Raw genomic sequence first — 16,786 nt, forward strand, 5'->3', positions numbered from 1 at the left:
ATTGCTCGCACGTGTCTAGGAGAGGACAACCTGTATCCATGAATGACCGGATCTCCACCGCGGCGAAGCTCGTGGTCGCAGGCGGGTTCATCGTCGGTGGCGCGTTGGCGGGCGCCGGCCTGGCCGCTGCCGAGCCCGACCCGCTGCTGCCCACTCCTGTGCCCGGGGCGCCCGGCCCGCCGGCTCCCGGCCAGCCGGTCGCCATCGCCGATGAGCCGGTCGGTGCCCAGCCGGCACCACCGGCCGGTCCGCCGCCCGTGCCCGAGGTGTCCAACCAGCAGTACGGACAGGGCCAGACCCCCGGTCAGCTGGGTTACCTCCGCGATATCTGGCACACCTTCCACAGCCAGAATCCGATCGACGAACTGACGTTGCCGCCCGAGCAGCTACCGGGCCCGCCGCCCGGGGCCGGGCCCGCGCCCAAGCTGCCCCCCGGCTTCACCTCGCTGACGGACCCGTCGTCCTCGACGCCGGCGCTGCCTGCGGCTCCGGTCGGTACGTCGGGCGGCGGGCCTGCGCTGCCGCCGGGATACGTCGCGCTCAACGATCCCAATCCGCCCGCCTGGGTGACCGACCCCGCGCCGGGTGCCCCAGCACCACCGGCCGACCCCGGCGTGCCGCCGATCGTGCCGCCCGGCCCGCCGGCGCCGTAACGGGGTGCCGGTAACCCGCCTGCACGACCCCGCCTGGCGCGGATTCGCGAGCGACAACTACGCCGGAGTGCACCCCGAGGTGCTCGCCGCCATCGATACCGCCAACGGCGGTCACCAGGTCGCCTACGGGGAGGACGCGTACACCGAGCGCCTGCACCAGGTGATCCGGGAGACTTTCGGTGCCCGCGCCGAGGTGTTCCCGGTCTTCAACGGCACCGGTGCCAATGTCGTCGCACTGACCAGCGTGCTTCCCCGCTGGGGTGCGGTCATCGCGGCGTCCACGGCGCATATCAACACCGACGAGGCGGGCGCCCCCGAGCGGATGACCGGCATCAAATTGCTGACGGTCGGCACGCCCGACGGCAAGCTCACTCCCGAACTGGCCGCTCGTGAGGCGTGGGGCTGGGGTAACGAGCATCGCGCCCAGCCGCTGGCGGTGAGCATCACCCAGGCCACCGAGCTGGGCACGGTCTATTCGGTGGACCAGGTGCGCGGCATCGCCGATTTCGCGCACGGGCACGGGATGGCGGTGCACATGGACGGCTCGCGGCTGTGGAACGCGGGCGCGTCGCTGGGCAGCGCGCTGCGCGAATTCACCACCGACGCCGGCGTCGACATCCTCAGCCTGGGCGGTACCAAGAACGGCCTGCTCGGTGCCGAAGCGGTGGTCGTGCTCGACCCGGCGCGCGCGGCCGGGCTGGTCCACCTGCGCAAGTTCACCATGCAGCTGTCGAGCAAGATGCGCTTCGCTTCCGCCCAACTGCTGGCGCTGTTCGACGGCGGACTGGGCATCCGCAACGCCACCCATGCCAACGCGATGGCGGCCCGGCTGCGGGCAGCGCTGGAAGCCGGAATCGCCGACGGCGCCTTGGCCGGCTTGGCGTTCACCCAGGACACGTCCGCCAATGCGGTGTTCGCCACCCTGCCCAACGCCACGGCCGACCGGATCCGGGAGCGGGTGCGGTTCTACGACTGGGACCGGGCTCGCGGCGAGGTGCGGTGGATGACCGCGTGGGACACCACCGAGGCCGATATCGACCATTTCGTTGCCGTCATCCGAGAGGAATTCGCGTGCGGATCAATCTGACCAGTGTGCTCGTCGACGATCAGGACAAGGCGCTGCGGTTCTACGCCGATGTGCTGGGCTTCGTGCGCAAGCACGACCTGCCGATGGGGACGCACCGATGGATCACCCTGGTCTCACCGGAGGAGCCCGAGGGCACCGAGATCGTGCTGGAGCCCGATGAGCATCCGGCGGCCGGGCCGTTCAAACGGGCGCTGGTCGCCGACGGCATCCCCTTCACGTCGTTCGCCGTCGACGATGTCGAGGCCGAGTACGAGCGGCTGTCGAAGCTCGGGGTGCGCTTCACCCAGCAACCGGTGGACATGGGTGCGGTCACGACGGCGGTGCTTGATGACACCTGCGGAAATCTGATTCAGATCGCTGCACACCACGGGTAGGGCCCGTCGGGCAGACTGTTGAATTGTGGGTGATTCGCAGCCGGAGCCCGTCGGCGGGAGGCGTGCGTTCCTGCCTGCGTTGCAAGGCCTGCGCGCGGCGGCCGCCATCGCGGTGGTGGTGACCCATGTGGCCGTGCAGACCGGCCAATCCGGCGGGCTCGCCGGCCGCCTGCTGATCCGCCTGGACCTTGCCGTGGCGGTGTTCTTCGCGTTGTCGGGATTCCTCCTCTGGCGCGGGCATGCCGCGGCGGCGCACGGAATGGGCGGGCGACCGGACACCGTTCCGTATCTGCGGTCGCGGCTGGTGCGGATCATGCCCGCGTATCTGTTCGCGGTCATCGTCATCCTGGCGTTACTGCCCGAAGCGCGCATCGCCGACCGCACCGTGTGGCTGGCGAATCTGACCCTCACCCAGGTCTATGTGCCGCAGACGCTGATCGCCGGCTTGACCCAGATGTGGAGCCTGTCGGTGGAGGTGACCTTCTACCTCGCGCTGCCGTTGCTGGCGTGGACGGCGCGCCGGCTCCCGGTCCGGGCGCGGGTGCCCGCCATCGCGGCATTCGCTGCGGCCGGTTTCGGCTGGGCATACCTGCCCATCTCTGCCCCGCTCGAGGCCAACCCGCTGAACTGGGCCCCGGCCTACGCCCCGTGGTTCGCCGTCGGCATGCTGCTGGCGGAGTGGACCTGCCGGCCGCCGAGGCGGGTGCACCGGTTGGCCCGGCGCCCGGTGCCGATGGCGGGCGTCGCGGTGGCCGCTTATCTGATTTCCGCATCGCCGCTGGCCATCCCGGAAGTGGGCACGCACGGCAGCGTCGAGCAGTTCGTGGTGCGCACGGCGATGGGTGCCGTCATCGCGGGGGCACTGCTGGCCCCGCTGGTGCTGGGCCGCCAGTCCGCGCCGCATCGGGTGCTCGGCAGCCCGTTGATGGTGCGGCTGGGGGAATGGTCGTACGGGTTGTTCATCTGGCACCTGGCGGCCATGAGCATGGTATTTCCGTTGCTGGACCGCCAGGCGTCCTCGGGCGGCTTCATCGGCGTGCTGGCACTGACCCTGCTCTTCGGTGTCGCGATGGCGGCGGTCAGTTACGCCCTCATCGAGGAGCCGTGCCGAGTGGCCTTGCACCGCTGGGAGATTCGCAGGACGGCGGTGCTTCCGCTGGCGGGTGGTACGGGTGGGCGGGCGACGGAGCGGACCCAGGCGGCCTGAACCTGCCGGTCAGATTTGCCCGGCACGCCATTTGTCCAGGATGCGCCGGTCCCGCTTGGTGGGCCGGCCCGTGCCACGGTCACGGACCGCCACCGGTTGGGCGCCCGCCGGTGGCGGGGGTGGCGTCCGATCCAGGTAGCAGGTCACCGCGTCGGCGGCGCCGACCCGCTTCTGGATCACCCGGACGACCTCCACGATCCGGGTGGTGTCGCCGACCCGGGCGCGGACCGTGTCACCCGCGACGACGACGGTTGCCGGCTTGGCAGTCCTGTCGTTGACGCGTACGTGTCCGGCCCGGCAGGCTTCGGCGGCGTCGGGTCGCGTCTTGGCCAGCCGGACAGACCACAGCCACCGATCCACCCGTGTCGACTCCATGACATCCATCATGAGCCACCGGTGCCGGTGTCGGCGAAAGCGGCTACAGCACCGGAGCGTTCGGGACGGCGGGGCCCGGCGGCGGTCCGAGCGGGGCTGCCGGTGTCAAGGTGGCTGCCGGTGGTGTGCCGCCCAGATGTGACGTGACCGGAACGGGTGCGGCCGGGACCTGGGCGGCGGGCGGCGTGGCGGCCCAGCTGGCTTGGAGTGCGTTGGCCGCGAATGCCGCCGCCTGGTCCACCATTCCGGCATCGAAGTAGGTGTTGTGCGCCGAGAAACTCCGGCCGGCCGGGTCGCAGACCAGGTCGTTGTCGACGCACAGATCGACGGTCTTGGCCAGATATTGGGGGCCGACGTTGACGGTGGGATCGTTGATGGCGCGCATGAATCGTGCTGAGGGTTTGCCGAACAAGGTCACTGCGGCAACATGATTGGCGATCTCCGGCGGCATCGGCGCGGGAACCGTGGCCGGGTCCACCCCGTCCGGCACCGCACTGGAGGTGACGAAACCCATCACCGCCGCGCCCTGGGAGAATCCGCCGAGCACGATCTTGGTGTCCGGACAGGTTGCCGCGGTCGACATGATGCGTGCCCGGGCGTCGGAGATACCGCTCACGGCGGTCGCGAAGTCCAGCGTGGCGGGGTAGTCCACCGCGTACACCCCGACCGTCTTGCCGGGCAATTTCTGGCGCAGTGAGTCGATGAAGTCGGCGCCGGTCGGACCGGGACCTGGATCCTCGGTGGTCCCGCGCGCGAAGACCACCTCGGCGTCGGGGCAGCCCGCCGCCTGGGCGGTGGGCATGGCCACACCCTGCAGTACCACGGTGGCTGCGGCCGCGATACCGACCGCACCGACGTTGCGCCAGGTAGTCACCGGATCATGCTGACACACGGTGGCATTGAATGCCCCGGACCGCCAGAGTCCTATCACCGAAGCCACAACGTCTTTTTAGATTTGGCCCCGGTTCGAAAGGGGCTGGCGTCGAACGTCTCAGTGCCGGTAGGCGCCGAGTTCGTCCGCCGCGATCCCCTGATAGGCCCGCCACATGTCGGCACCCATGGCCCGCAGACCGGCGGCGTTGTAGTGCCTGTCGGCGGCACTGTTGAAGGCGTCCCGATGGCCGGGGACGAAGGCGGTGCGGGGGATTCGGCGCGGGGTGTCCTCGTGTACGGCGTTGATCGGCGCGTAATCCTTACCGCTGTGCTCCATTTCCTCGGGCACCATGCCGCCGAGGATGATCGGCAGCGCGCTGCCATATCGGGCGCGCAGATCGCCGAACAACGCGTCCACTTTGCGTTGGTATTCCGGGCCGCTCAGCAGCGGCACATCGGACTCGCCCTGATGCCACAGCACCACGGCCACGGTGCTTCCGGGATATCGGGACAGGGCCGCGTCGATCGACGCCACCGCCTCGCGGTACAGATTGCGCCTGGTCTTGGTGTCGGCGATGTCCCAGGTGTAGCCGTTCTTCGGGTGGAAACTGGTGTCACCCCGCGCGCAGGGCACCAGAAGGACCGGCCGTTCGGTCGCCGCGGCCAGCGATTTGCCGAAGGTCACACCGAAACCGACACGCCGCGAAGGGGTTTCGTGCAGAAGGGGATCGACGCCCAGGATCGCGGTGTTCTTCGACGGACCGCTGCCGGCCCACTGGTGCACTCGCGGGTCGGGCTTGTCGGCACCGTCGGGATCCAGGGGCAGACCCATGCCGAATGCGTTCGACTGGCCCAGGATCGGTACGACGAGGTACGGCCGGTCCGGCGGTGGCACCGGCGTGCCCTTCGGCGCGAGCCGGCGTTTGACGAAGCACTTCAATTCGAACGCGGCCAGCTTCCAGAGCGGGGCGTCACCGTCGGGGTTGCGGCGTGTACGCATGGCGAGCACAGTACAACCGCTGCCGGCGTGGGTGGCTACTGCTCGATGGTGTTGCGCACCACGGCGACACAGAGGTCGGCACAGGACGCGGCCAGATCGGCGACCGTCTCGGCGCCGGTGGCGGACGCGCCGCGCAACCACTCCGCAATGATCTGGTTCACGCCGCCGACCATGAACAACGCGCCTCGGCGCAGAATCGCCGGATCGGGTAGCCGGGCGCCCAGCACCGAGGGGGCCTGTTCGATGATCGACGCGACGACCATGTCGAGCAGTTGCATTCGGTGTTCGAGCAGTCCGGGTACGCCGCTGACATCGCTGGAGACGATGCGGTGCAGGTGCGGGTCGTCGGCGACGATGTTCAGGAACGCGGTCAGCGCGGCCCGCAGCTTGTCCCGCAGATCGCCACTTTCCCCGACGCCGGCGAGCACCATGGCGTCGAGCAGTTGGACCCGTACCTCGTCGACGACGGCGAACAGCAGGGCGTCCCTGGTTTCGAACTGTTCGTAGAAGTACCGGGTGATCAGGCCCGCCGATGAGCAGACGCCGCGCACCGTGACGTCGGGGATGCCCGTTTCGCCCCAGATCTGGCGGCCGGCGGACACCAGTTTGCGGCGACGCTCGGCGCGCCGGTCCGCCGCCGATATCCCGCCGTAGTCGCGCACCACCTCCGCGCGTTTCATTGACAGCACTCTACCCGCGGGCTAACTTCTGACTACGGACGTAGTCCAAAGAATCGCTCAAAGGGGAGCACACATGACCACGCGCATCCCGACTCGCCATCCCGAGTCGCCTCGTCCCGTGCCGGGAATGATCAAACTGGTCGCGCTGGCGCTCGGCATCCGCCGACCATCGAGCCGGCAGTGGGCCAGGCTGGGGGAGCGGTTGATGGTCGGCGACGCACCGATGGACCGGCTTCTGGACTGGATGGTGGACACCGGCCTGGCGCAGACCCGCCCGCTGTTCGACAAAGCCCTGGCCGACGGCATCGACGGCGTCGCCGACGCGCCTCAACCATTGCGCGACTTCTTCGCCACGGTCGAGTCGTTGCCGGCCTGGGTCGATCCGGCGCTGTTGCGGCGTGGGCAGCGCGCGTTGCGCCGCGGCGGTGCCGACGGCATGTACATCGCCAGGGACGTAGCGCTGCTGGGCGGTTACCAGTTCTCGGGTTTCAACAAGACGCTGTTGCGCACCGGTGCCTTGGAGAAGGGCTCCAACAAGCGGTTCGCCGAGACGATGCAATGGGCGCTCGACGTCATCTCCGAAGGCGGACTGGAACCGCTCGGGATCGGCTATCGGTCGACGATCCGGGTACGGCTCATTCACGCGTTCGTGCGCAGGCACGTCGGGCAGATGCCCGATTGGCGCGACGAAGACTGGGGCGTCCCGGTCAACCAGACCGATATGGCCGCCACCCTGGTGGGTGCGCTCATCGCACCGCCGGTGGGCGGTCTGGGAATGGGAATTCTCACCGCACCCGAGGATCTGGACGCCATCGCGCACGTGACGCGGTATGTCGGCTGGCTGATCGGTGTCGAGGACGAGTGGCTGCCGGGTAGTTTCCGGGACGCCATCGCCATCCTGTTCCACACCCTCACCGCGCTTTCGGCTCCGGATGAGTCGACACCTCAGTTGGCCGCACCGATGGCCGATGATCCGTTGATGTGGCATTACGAGCACTTGAGCGGTCTGCGCCGCCGGCTGGCGCGCTTCACCCATCTGTCGGTGACCAGTGCTTTCCTCGGGCCGCGGGCGATGAAAGCACTGGGTCTGCCGGCGTATGTGCCGCCGTGGTATCCGCTGATGAGACTTCCCGTCAATGTCGTGCGCAGCTGTGTCGACCTCGCCACGCCCGGCGGGATGGATCGCGCGGCGCGGCGTGGCGAGCAAGAACAGTTGGCGCTGCTGCGGACGATGATCGGCAGCGGAGAGGCGGCGATCGGCGAATCCGCCGCACACGTGAGCCGGGTGGCCTAGGTGTACTGACCACGGACGTTAGGGACGGCGTGGCGTGGTGACATGAAGAAGACCTCCGGGTGAAGTGCGAGCTGTCTAGGAACGCACCAGCCACACTCGGAGGTCTTCGTGTCCCACCGTAATGCCCCTTTGTCTGAAACCGGTCGTCTGCGCCTGGCTCGTTGTGTTGTTGAGGATGGGTGGTCGCTGCGCCGTGCCGCTGAGCGGTTCCAGGTCGCGGTCACCACCGCGCAACGGTGGGCTGCTCGTTATCGCGAACTGGGCCAGGCCGGCATGGCCGATCGCAGTTCCCGACCACACCGAAGCCCGCACCAGACGCCGACCCGCACCGAGCGCCGAATCATCAAAGTCAGGGTCATCCGCCGATGGGGACCAGCCCGGATCGGTTACTTACTCGGCATTCATCCCTCAACCGTGCACCGAGTGCTGACCCGATATGGCGTGGCCAGACTGCGCTGGCTGGACCGCCCGACCGGCAGGACCGTGCGCCGCATCGAAACGGCTGCGATAGGCGAACTGGTCCACATGGATGTCAAAAAGGTCGGCAAGATCCCTGCGGGCGGGGGCTGGCGGGCACTCGGGCGCAGCCGCGGCAGGCGCAACTCCCAGGCCGACAAGAGCTCAGGACAGTTCCGCTCGCCGGGTCATCCGGTTCGCGGCTATCACTTCCTACACACCGCCATCGACGCGCACTCGCGGCTGGTCTACAGCGAACTGTTGGCAGACGAACGCAAAGAGACCGCCGCCGCGTTCTGGACCCGGGCTAACACCTGGTTCAACCAATGCGGGATTACGGTCCGGAAAGTACTGACCGACAACGGTTCCTGCTACCGATCCCATGCCTTTCGGGATGCACTCGGCGATATCGAACACCGCCGCACCCGACCGTATCGACCACAAACCAACGGCAAGGTCGAACGCTTCCACCGCACCCTGGCCGACGAATGGGCCTACGCCCGGCTCTACACCGGCGACGCTGAACGCTGCGCCGAATACCCGCGCTGGTTACACACCTACAATCATCACCGCGGCCACACCGCACTCGGCGGCCAACCACCCGCCACCCGCGTACCTAACCTTTCAGGTCAGTACACCTAGGCGCCCGCGCCGATTCTCACCGCGGCCACTGCTGCGTAAGTTCCGCGGCGGCCCAGTCCGGCCAGCTGGGTTGCCCGATCAGCTGGCCGGCGCTGATCTGTCCCACCACCCGTGGACCGCGACGGCCCGAGTTGTCGTACACGGTGGTGCTGTCGGACAGCCGGGCCGCCTGAGCCACCAGCGTCCACAGCCGTCGGTGCCGCTCGCGGATCTTGTCCTCGGGCACGCTGTGCCCTCCCGCCGACACCCGCAGCCGGACCCGGTGTACGGCCAATTCGACCGGGATGATCAGAACATGTAGTGCGACAACATATCCGGCACGGGCGGCCTCGCCGATCAGATCCAGCTTGGATGGGTGGGAGAAGACGGTCTCCGCGATGAACGAGTCGCCGCGGGCGATCAGCGACGACCGGGTGTCCGCGGCGATGCGCGCGGCGTCATACGAATGCGCGGCGGGGTCTTGGGGCCAGCGCTGCTTGGCGATCTCGTCGGCGTTGACGAACGCGATGCCCGGCAGCAGTGGCGTGAGGGTCAGTTCGACGAAGGTGGACTTACCCGCCCCGTTCGGGCCGACCACGAGGTCGAGACGTTTCACCGCCGCTCAGGTCACGACGCGGGGCCCAGGGCCACCGAGGTGCCGTCCGGGCGGTATTCGATCAGCCGGCCGTCGTCGTCGACGGCCACCGTGGCGATACCGCGCGACGCCAGCGTGGCGCCGTAGTCGGCCTGGGCCAGGTTCTCCTCGATGGCGGCGGTGATCTCGGCGCTGAACACCACGCCTTCTTCCGGGGACAGGTCGGCCAGCGCCAACGTTCCGGCCAGGGCGGCCTCGACGCGGCGCCGCGGGGCGGTCTGCTGAGCGGAGACCGCGCGCCCGACGCGGGCCCAGTGGTCGAGTTGTTGTTTGGCCGATCGGCTCTGCCGACGGCCTTCCGCCGCGGCGCTGTCGAACAGGTCGGCGGCCACTCGGGTCGGCTTGTCGGCAATGTCGGCCACGATAACCTCCTGTAGCAGGATGAAACACTCTGTAGCAATATGCTACAGGTTGTTCGCCCGCCGCGGGGCGGGGGTTTCGACGGGCCCGCGCCGCCGGCCGGGCTTAGCCCGCCGCGTCGAGGATCTTGATGGCGAAGACGAGGGTGTCACCGGGCTGGATGCCTGCCGCGGGTTGCCCGTTCGGATAGCCGTCGGCCGAGGTCATCGCGACCGCGACGGTGGAACCGACCTTCTGGCCGGCGATCGCTTTCTGAAAACCGGGAACGACTCCGTTGAGCGGGAAGTCGGCCGGGGTCCCGCGTTCGTAGCTGCTGTCGAACACGGTGCCATCGCGTCCGTTGACGCCCATGTAGCAGACCGACACGTTCGCCGTGGGCGCCACGACTGCTCCGTCGCCGGCCTTGAGGGTGTGCACCTGAGTCTCGGTCACGCTGAACGGGCCGCCCACCTTGACGTAGGGCGCGGCGGTATCGGTGGAGCCGCTGACCGCGACGGTGCCCGTGGCTCCGGTCAGCGTCCACTCGGGTGCACCGGCAGCGGCGGGCGCCGCCGTGGGGCAACCCGGGGCCGCGACGGGAGCCTCCGGCACCGACGACGCGACCTGGGCGATCGACGGCGTGCTGGCGGACGGCTGGGTGGACTTGTCCGAGTCAGAGCCGCACGCAGCGAGCGTCATGACAAGGGACGTGGCGCCGGCCACGAGCGCGAGGGAGGCAGACACACGGGAAGAGTTCACCCCGGCCACGCTACAACCGGACCGCCCGGGCGTTGCCGGTAGCCCCGGAACCGGGTGACCAGCGGCTTCGTGATCAGCGGGCCGCGCAAGTCAGGGCGCATCCGGATCGCCGTCGATGTTGTTGACACCCAGCCTTTCTCGTATTCGGCAGCGGAGCGTACGGGGTGAGGGTAGAAACCGCTTGCGGTGGTGGCGAGCCATCGACCATCATGCAAGAGGGGGTGGGGCAGGAACGGGGATCGCTCCGCTCTCATTTCGGTCCGGGGAAACCGAAGGGGGAGGGCAAAAAATGGCGTGCCGAAAAGGTGATTCGGTCACCGCGCGCAGACAAATCGAAGGCATCGATGTGCCGCTGGTGCCGGCGGGTTCCACCGGGACCGTGGTCGCCACCACGGTGTTCGGGCGGCCCAAGAGAGTGCAGTTCGTGGTCGCCGATGGATGGGGCGACAAGCACTTTCAGGTCGAGGTCGGGCGGGGCGACGTAGCGCCGGAGTAACGGACTCCCGCCCGGTGTGACGTATGTCATGGGGGTAAACGCCGACCGCACGCATATCGCACCGCGGTGGCCGGGTAGCCCAGTGGAAGGTGCACCTGCGCCGACAAATCCGTCAACGCGAAGGGGCGAAAACCATGACCATCACCGATACCACCACACTGCTCACGCAGTTGCGCACAGTGCTCGACCTGACCAACACCGAGATCCAAATCGCCGAAACCCGGGTCGCCCAGGCCCGCACCGAGGCGGTCGAGCGCGAGTTGACGCAGAACGCCGCCAACGCTCGTGACCGCGCGGCGGCGATCGAGCGGGCCATCCGCGACCTCGGGGGCTACCCCGACGTGATCGGCCCGTTCCTGGGCCGCGCCGCTGCGGCGGTGAAGGCGCTCACCGAACAGGCCGAACCGTTCGACGAAGCACTGCTCGGCGACCTGGCGCTGGAGGATCAGCTGTTGGATCGCTCCCGCTACGTCAAGGCCCTTGCGGTCGCGGCGAAGCAGCCGGACATCGTGGCACTGGCGGATCGCCTGATCACCGCGCACGCGGCTACCGTCGAATGGCTGACCACCGTGCTGGCCGAGGACGCGCTCGGCGGACCGGCGGCACTGCGCCGCACGCCGTTTCAGGCCGCTGCCGGTGCGGCGGTGAAACTGGCGAATCTGCCGGGTATCTGGACCACCCGCAGCCTGGACCGCGCGGTGGAGATCATCCGCAACATCCGGCCGAATGTGGACCAGCTGATCGACCGCGGCACCCATGCCGGCGAACTGGCCGGGCGGGTGCTGTCGGGTTCGCGTGATGCCGCCCTGGCCGCGGCCGAGGACATCACCCGGGGTGACGGTGCCGGCCAGACGGCCGATGCGCTGCACGCGCTGCGCGGCGCGACAGGCGCACTCGACCCCGCTGAGCTACCGATCGCCGGGTACGACGAATTGCCTGTGCCGGAAGCTGTTTCGGCGATCAAGGAGCTGACCGAACCCGGCGATATTCGGGTCATTGTGGCGTGGGAGGAAGCCCACAAGAATCGTCAGCGCGTCGTATCGGCGGCTCAGACCAGGCTCGCCGCGATCGCGCAGGAAGTCGTCGGCATCGGCTGACGCTGCCGGACCCGGTGCCCCGTGCCCGTGCCACGGGGCACCGCGGTGTATCTCCTCGAAAGACAGGATCACCATGGCGAAAGTCGACGTGTCGGTGTCGTCGAACCTGACACCGCAGCAGGCCTGGAAACTGGCCTCTGACCTCCAACGGTTCGACGAGTGGCTGACCATCTTCGCCGGCTGGCAGAGCCGGCCGCCGGACGTCATCGAGGCCGGCACCCAGGTCGCCTCGCTGATCAAGGTGAAAGGCTTCCGCAACACCGTTCATTGGCAGGTCACCGATTACGACGAACCGCGCCGTATTCAACTGCGTGGCAAAGGTCGTGGCGGCGTGCAGATCTCGCTGGGCATGACGGTGGCCGAAGACGAGCCGGGTTCGGTTTTCCATCTTGTCGCGGACCTGTCCGGCGGCGTGCTCAGCGGGCCGGTCGGGTCGCTTGTCGCGGCGGTGCTCAAATCCGATGTGCGCAAATCGGTGCAGAATCTCGCCGAATTGCGTTGAGCATCACGCCCACTGCTCCCACGGCACACTCCAGTCACCGTTTTGCCAGAGCTGCAGCGGCTTGCCGCCGGTGTTGCGCACCTCGACGACGTCGCCGGGTACCGAAAAGTTGTAGAACCACGCAGCGTTGTCGTGGTTGAGGTTCAGGCAGCCGTGACTGGTGTCGGTCTTACCTTGCGCCCACACGGTGGCGTCGAGTTCGTGCAGGTACACGCCGTCGGTGCTGACCCGCACCGCGTAGGGAATCGACTCCTTGTAACCGAGATGGGAATTGATCGGCAGGCCGTACGTGGAGGAATCCATGATTACCGGGTTGCTCTTGTCCATCACGGTGTAGATGCCTGGTTGAGTCCAGAAGCTCAGCGTCGTGTTGCCGATGGTCTCGGTGCCGCCCCTCCCCATCGATGTGGGCATGGTCCGCACGAGCTTTCCGCCGTCATACACGGTGACCAGTTTGGTGGCGTCGTCCGCGATCGATACATGCGAGGCGCCGATGGTGAAGGTGACCGGCGCGTCCTGCCCGACGGTGACGAGCGTCCCCGGGGCGTAATACTGCGGCGGCCGCCAATGCGCGGTGGTGTCGTTGACCCAATGCCAGGCGCCCGGCGCCGGCGGATCGGTGGTCACCGTGAGTTGCTGCTCGGCCGCGGCGCGATCGGCCACCGGCGCGGCGAAATGCGCCACCACGACCATGCCGATGCCGTAGGTACCACCGTTCTGCACGGGCGCACCGGAGGTGGACGTCAGTGAAACGCCAGGCACCGGAGGGTCATCGGCACGGGCAAGTCCGGCCGGCGCGTGAAGCACGGCGGCGGCCACCGTCACCGCCAGCGCAAGACGCGCAGAGCTCCGGCGCACACTGTCCATTGGCCATACTCCGTTTCCGTGCCGAATCGTCGAACCCGGATCCTAGCCACCGTTGCTGTGACTGCCGCTGTGACGCGCACCGCACGACTGTGATGTGCTCGTACGCATGAATGAGGGCGTCCGGGCCATCTGGGCTGTCGTGCACCGCGAGCGACAGGCACTTGCCGATGATCTCGGTCGGCTCGACGACGCTGCCTGGGAGGTGGCCTCCCTGTGCGACGGATGGGCCGTCCGCGACGTGGTGGCACACCTGTCCGCCACCGCGGTGCTGACCAAACGCCGCTTCGTTCCAGAGCTCATTCGAGCCGGAATGCGCCCCGGCCGGATCGTGCAACGACAAGTCGCGGCCGGCCGCAAACAGGACCCGGCGCAGCTGCTGGCACAGTGCCGGGCATCGGTGGAATCGACTGCCAGCCCGCCGCTTCCGGTCATCTCACGGGTCGTCGAGATCATCGTGCACGGCGAGGACATCCGGCGGCCGCTGGGCCTTGCGCACGGATACTCCACCGAGTATGTCGGCGCGGCGCTGAGCTACCTGGCGGGCAACCGGCTGTCCGGCATCCGGACCCGACTGACCGGTCTGCGGCTGGTGGGAAGCGATGCCGACTTCACCGTCGGCGACGGACCGGAAATCGAAGGGCCTGCGGTGGCGCTGCTGCTGGCCGCGTGTGGCCGCGACGTGGCACTGTCGGAGCTGACCGGTCCAGGCGTCGCCGCCTTGGCTCGTCTCAACGAAACGGGGCGTGGGGAGAGCTGATGCCAACGGGAAAGGCGCGGATCAAGAGGCTCACCGGCGCGCTCATCGTCGCGGTGGCATTGACGGTGCCGGCACCGGCTGTGGCGCAAGGCGTTCCGGTCATCACGCCGACCGTCATCGCCGCTCTCCCGCACGACCCGGCCGCCTATAGTGAGGGCCTCGAGTTCGACGGGCCCGCGTTGTACGAGACCACCGGTGAGGTCGGGAAGTCGCAACTGCGCGAGGTTGATCTCGCGACGGGACGTGTCATCCGCTCGGCCGATCTACCCGCGGCGTATTTCGGCGAGGGGCTCGCGGTGGTCGGTGATCGCATCTGGCAGCTGACCTATCGGGACGGCGTCGCGATCGAATGGGACAAGGACACGTTCACGCCGATCCGCGAGGTTTCGGTGCCGATCGGCGGTTGGGGTCTTTGCTACGACGGCAGCCGGCTGATCAGCAGCGATGGCACCGACCGGGTGTCGTTCCGGGATGCCGCGACGTTCGCCGAGACCGGTGGTGTCAACGTGACCCGGGACGGCCGACCGGTCCGCGGGCTCGATGAACTGGACTGTGTCGGTGGCCAGCTGTGGGCCGCGGTGTGGCCGGGCGACCAGTTCGTGCGCATCGATCCGGAGACCGGTGTGGTGAATCTGGTGCTCGACGTGTCCGGCCTGGGGAATTCGGGCCCCCGCTCGATCCGCCAAGTCGTCAGCGGTATCGCGCACCTCACCGACCACGACTTTCTGATCAGCGGTAAGGAATGGCCGTTGAACTACCACGTGCGGATCTGAGGTCAGCTCACCGCGATTGCGGTGACGGGCGTCAGGTCGTGCGGCATCAACGAGAGGTCGGTGGCGGCCGACCGGAGCCGGGTTTGCAGGAGGTTTGCGAGTCCGAGTCGGTGTAACCATGGCACCAGGCACAGTTTGACATTGCGTCGTCGCAGGGCGGCGCTGGTGCGCGAGATGACCGTGGAATCCCTGCGCAACGCGAGGTTCTGGTTTTTCTCCACATAGCCGCGCAGTCTGCGCTCGTACTCGGCGAACGCCTGTTCCGGCTGGTCGTGCCTGGCGAGCTCGCCGGCGAGAATGTAGGCACCGGCGATCGCAATGCTGGTGCCCTGTCCGGAAAGAAACGCCGGCGCGTAGGCGGCGTCACCGACGAGGGCGACCCGCCCGGAGCTCCAGTGCCTCATCCGGACCTGGCTGACGGTGTCGAAGTAGACGTCGTCGGCGCCGGTCATGGTGGCGATGATCTCGGCGGTGCGCCACCGGTCGCCGGCGAAGGCGTGACGCAAAGCGGTGACCATGGCGTCGGTTTCGTGGCGTTGCACCGATCCCGGCGCCGGGTGCATGAAGGCCAGGAACGCCCGTGCCGCACCGGCATCCTGACGCTCGACCATCACCGTACGTCCGGGATGTGAATACATGAAACCCGTTCCCGGCGTGAATAATCCGTCGGGCAGATCCCACACCGCCGCGTAAGGTCCGAGGTGGTGCACGAATTGGGATTCGGTACCGAAAGTCAGGCGGCGCACATTGGAGTGGATGCCGTCTGCTCCGATCACGACGTCGAATGTCTGCGCCGCGCGGTGGCCGAAGGTGGCCCGCACGCCGGTGGCCGTCTGGGTCAGGCCGGTGATGGAGTCGCCGAAGAGGTACTCGACGCGGTCAGCGCTTGCGCGGTAGAGGATGTCGCTCAGCACGCCGCGGGTGAGCTCGACATCGCCGCTGCCCGAGTCGCTCAATAGCCGCCCGTAGTCCAGCGTGCACAGCCGGTGCCCGCCGGGGGACAACAGTGTGATCGGCACATGGCGATAGCGCTGCGCCGATACTTCCTCGTAAAGGCCCATCCGGCGGACGATTTCGACTGCGGTGCCGCGGATGTCGACCGGGTATCCACTCGTCCGCAGTTGCTCGGCGCGCTCGACGACGGTCACCCGCCAACCGGCCTGCGCCAGCCAGAAGGCGACCGCGGGTCCGGCGATGCTCGCGCCGGAGATCAGGGCGCTACGTGCGGGCACGACGGGTCCTCCAATGTTGTGGGCTCTGCGATTAGATACGTGGCTGTCGCTTATCGGCCCGACCGTAACGCGATACGATAAGATACGCAAGTGTCCTCTAAAGAGTCTGCCGGGCTACGGCGGCGCGGAGTGGTGCTGGAGTCCGCGATTCTCGACGCGGGCTGGGATCAGCTCATCGATGCCGGCTATGACCGTTTCACCATCGACGCGGTGGCCGAACGATCCGCCACCGCCCGGTCGGTGTTGTACCGCCGCTGGCCCTCACGCCTGGAGCTCCTGCAAGCGGTGGTCCGCCGTAGGGGAGAGGTCGATGGGCTGCCGACACCGGACACCGGCAGCCTGCGCGGTGACTTGCTGGCCATCCTCACCGAGTTCAGTGACCGGCGTTCACGCATCATCGGGCTCATCGCCGCGCGACTGGGCGCCTACTACGACGAGGCACAGGGGTCACCGGAAGAACTTCGCACGTGGTTCGTCCCGGACGGGCCTTCCATCATGGACACCATCATCGAGCGGGCCATCGGCCGTGGCGAGCTCGCCACGCCACCGTCGGCCCGAATCGCCGCCCTACCGGTCGACCTGCTTCGTCATGAGCTCTTCATGACGATGGCGGCGGTACCGCCGGAAACCATCATCGAGATCGTCGACGACGTATTCATGCCGCTGGCAACGAACTTCACCCGGTAAGG

General features: G+C 68.0%; 20 protein-coding genes and 1 pseudogene. 12 read left to right on the forward strand and 9 right to left on the reverse strand.

Going from position 1 to position 16,786, the window contains the following annotated elements:
- Positions 1-38 precede the first annotated feature (38 nt).
- Genes ACXPWS_RS14905 through ACXPWS_RS14920 form a run of 4 tightly spaced genes read left to right on the forward strand, consistent with a single transcriptional unit; the run spans position 39 to position 3,321 of the window.
- Entirely contained in the window at positions 39-653 is a 615-nt protein-coding gene (locus tag ACXPWS_RS14905; protein WP_458713157.1) for a hypothetical protein, read from the forward strand.
- A gap of 4 nt (positions 654-657) precedes the next feature.
- The gene (locus tag ACXPWS_RS14910) at positions 658-1,740 is read left to right on the forward strand and encodes a threonine aldolase family protein (protein WP_458713158.1); all 1,083 of its coding nucleotides are present in this window, start codon (positions 658-660) and stop codon (positions 1,738-1,740) included.
- A complete protein-coding gene (locus ACXPWS_RS14915) occupies positions 1,725-2,114 on the forward strand; it encodes a VOC family protein (RefSeq protein ID WP_458713159.1) in 390 nt (129 codons plus the stop codon). Before ACXPWS_RS14910 ends, ACXPWS_RS14915 begins: the two co-directional genes overlap by 16 nt.
- Before the next feature lie 22 nt (positions 2,115-2,136).
- Positions 2,137-3,321 (forward strand): acyltransferase family protein, encoded by a 1,185-nt coding sequence (locus ACXPWS_RS14920; protein WP_458713549.1) that lies wholly within the window; start codon positions 2,137-2,139, stop codon positions 3,319-3,321.
- Between the two features lie 9 nt (positions 3,322-3,330).
- Here the strand turns inward: ACXPWS_RS14920 and ACXPWS_RS14925 are convergent, their stop codons facing one another.
- The 4 genes from ACXPWS_RS14925 to ACXPWS_RS14940 all read right to left on the reverse strand — a co-directional run bounded on the left by ACXPWS_RS14925 (position 3,331) and on the right by ACXPWS_RS14940 (position 6,249).
- Positions 3,331-3,696 carry an RNA-binding S4 domain-containing protein gene (locus tag ACXPWS_RS14925; RefSeq protein ID WP_458713160.1) on the reverse strand — a complete coding sequence of 122 codons (366 nt, stop codon included), beginning with the start codon at positions 3,694-3,696 and terminating at the stop codon, positions 3,331-3,333.
- A gap of 43 nt (positions 3,697-3,739) precedes the next feature.
- A complete protein-coding gene (locus ACXPWS_RS14930; protein WP_458713161.1) occupies positions 3,740-4,570 on the reverse strand; it encodes a cutinase family protein in 831 nt (276 codons plus the stop codon).
- 117 nt (positions 4,571-4,687) lie between these two features.
- Positions 4,688-5,569: a sialate O-acetylesterase gene (locus ACXPWS_RS14935; RefSeq protein ID WP_458713162.1), complete on the reverse strand. Its 882-nt coding sequence runs from the start codon at positions 5,567-5,569 to the stop codon at positions 4,688-4,690.
- A gap of 35 nt (positions 5,570-5,604) precedes the next feature.
- Positions 5,605-6,249, reverse strand: a complete 645-nt coding sequence (locus ACXPWS_RS14940; RefSeq protein WP_458713163.1) for a TetR/AcrR family transcriptional regulator — start codon at positions 6,247-6,249, stop codon at positions 5,605-5,607.
- A gap of 73 nt (positions 6,250-6,322) precedes the next feature.
- Here ACXPWS_RS14940 and ACXPWS_RS14945 point away from each other — a divergent pair, with 73 nt between their 5' ends.
- Together ACXPWS_RS14945 and ACXPWS_RS14950 are read left to right on the forward strand one after the other, a co-directional pair.
- Complete coding sequence (locus tag ACXPWS_RS14945; protein WP_458713164.1) at positions 6,323-7,543, forward strand: oxygenase MpaB family protein; 1,221 nt, start codon at positions 6,323-6,325, stop codon at positions 7,541-7,543.
- A gap of 108 nt (positions 7,544-7,651) precedes the next feature.
- Positions 7,652-8,641: an IS481 family transposase gene (locus ACXPWS_RS14950; RefSeq protein ID WP_458707879.1), complete on the forward strand. Its 990-nt coding sequence runs from the start codon at positions 7,652-7,654 to the stop codon at positions 8,639-8,641.
- Between the two features lie 16 nt (positions 8,642-8,657).
- Here the strand turns inward: ACXPWS_RS14950 and ACXPWS_RS14955 are convergent, their stop codons facing one another.
- From ACXPWS_RS14955 to ACXPWS_RS14965, 3 genes are all read right to left on the reverse strand, one after another.
- The gene (locus tag ACXPWS_RS14955; RefSeq protein ID WP_458713165.1) at positions 8,658-9,236 is read right to left on the reverse strand and encodes a zeta toxin family protein; all 579 of its coding nucleotides are present in this window, start codon (positions 9,234-9,236) and stop codon (positions 8,658-8,660) included.
- Between the two features lie 11 nt (positions 9,237-9,247).
- A complete protein-coding gene (locus tag ACXPWS_RS14960) occupies positions 9,248-9,637 on the reverse strand; it encodes a TA system antitoxin ParD family protein (protein ID WP_458713166.1) in 390 nt (129 codons plus the stop codon).
- Positions 9,638-9,740: 103 nt separating this feature from the next.
- Complete coding sequence (locus ACXPWS_RS14965; RefSeq protein WP_458713167.1) at positions 9,741-10,313, reverse strand: FKBP-type peptidyl-prolyl cis-trans isomerase; 573 nt, start codon at positions 10,311-10,313, stop codon at positions 9,741-9,743.
- Positions 10,314-10,662: 349 nt separating this feature from the next.
- On the opposite strand from ACXPWS_RS14965, the gene ACXPWS_RS14970 reads away from it, so the two are divergent.
- The 3 genes from ACXPWS_RS14970 (at position 10,663) to ACXPWS_RS14980 (ending at position 12,468) form a co-directional block, all read left to right on the forward strand.
- Positions 10,663-10,869 carry a hypothetical protein gene (locus ACXPWS_RS14970; RefSeq protein ID WP_458713168.1) on the forward strand — a complete coding sequence of 69 codons (207 nt, stop codon included), beginning with the start codon at positions 10,663-10,665 and terminating at the stop codon, positions 10,867-10,869.
- Positions 10,870-11,003: 134 nt separating this feature from the next.
- Positions 11,004-11,966, forward strand: a complete 963-nt coding sequence (locus ACXPWS_RS14975) for a ferritin-like domain-containing protein (RefSeq protein WP_458713169.1) — start codon at positions 11,004-11,006, stop codon at positions 11,964-11,966.
- Positions 11,967-12,039: 73 nt separating this feature from the next.
- A complete protein-coding gene (locus tag ACXPWS_RS14980; RefSeq protein ID WP_458713170.1) occupies positions 12,040-12,468 on the forward strand; it encodes a type II toxin-antitoxin system Rv0910 family toxin in 429 nt (142 codons plus the stop codon).
- Between the two features lie 3 nt (positions 12,469-12,471).
- Here ACXPWS_RS14980 and ACXPWS_RS14985 read toward each other — a convergent pair.
- Positions 12,472-13,221, reverse strand: a pseudogene (locus tag ACXPWS_RS14985) (L,D-transpeptidase); the annotation flags it as partial.
- Between the two features lie 220 nt (positions 13,222-13,441).
- On the opposite strand from ACXPWS_RS14985, the gene ACXPWS_RS14990 reads away from it, so the two are divergent.
- Positions 13,442-14,092, forward strand: coding sequence for a maleylpyruvate isomerase family mycothiol-dependent enzyme (locus ACXPWS_RS14990; RefSeq protein WP_458713171.1), 651 nt, complete (start codon positions 13,442-13,444; stop codon positions 14,090-14,092).
- On the forward strand, positions 14,092-14,865 hold the full coding sequence (locus ACXPWS_RS14995; protein WP_458713172.1) for a glutaminyl-peptide cyclotransferase: 774 nt from the start codon (positions 14,092-14,094) through the stop codon (positions 14,863-14,865). The genes ACXPWS_RS14990 and ACXPWS_RS14995 overlap by 1 nt, the downstream gene beginning before the upstream one ends.
- A 2-nt stretch (positions 14,866-14,867) precedes the next feature.
- Here ACXPWS_RS14995 and ACXPWS_RS15000 read toward each other — a convergent pair whose 3' ends face one another.
- Complete coding sequence (locus ACXPWS_RS15000; RefSeq protein ID WP_458713173.1) at positions 14,868-16,097, reverse strand: FAD-dependent monooxygenase; 1,230 nt, start codon at positions 16,095-16,097, stop codon at positions 14,868-14,870.
- A gap of 90 nt (positions 16,098-16,187) precedes the next feature.
- Here ACXPWS_RS15000 and ACXPWS_RS15005 point away from each other — a divergent pair, with 90 nt between their 5' ends.
- On the forward strand, positions 16,188-16,784 hold the full coding sequence (locus ACXPWS_RS15005; RefSeq protein WP_458713174.1) for a TetR/AcrR family transcriptional regulator: 597 nt from the start codon (positions 16,188-16,190) through the stop codon (positions 16,782-16,784).
- The last annotated feature ends 2 nt before the right edge of the window (positions 16,785-16,786 follow it).

The organism is Mycobacterium sp. BMJ-28 (genome assembly GCF_054404835.1).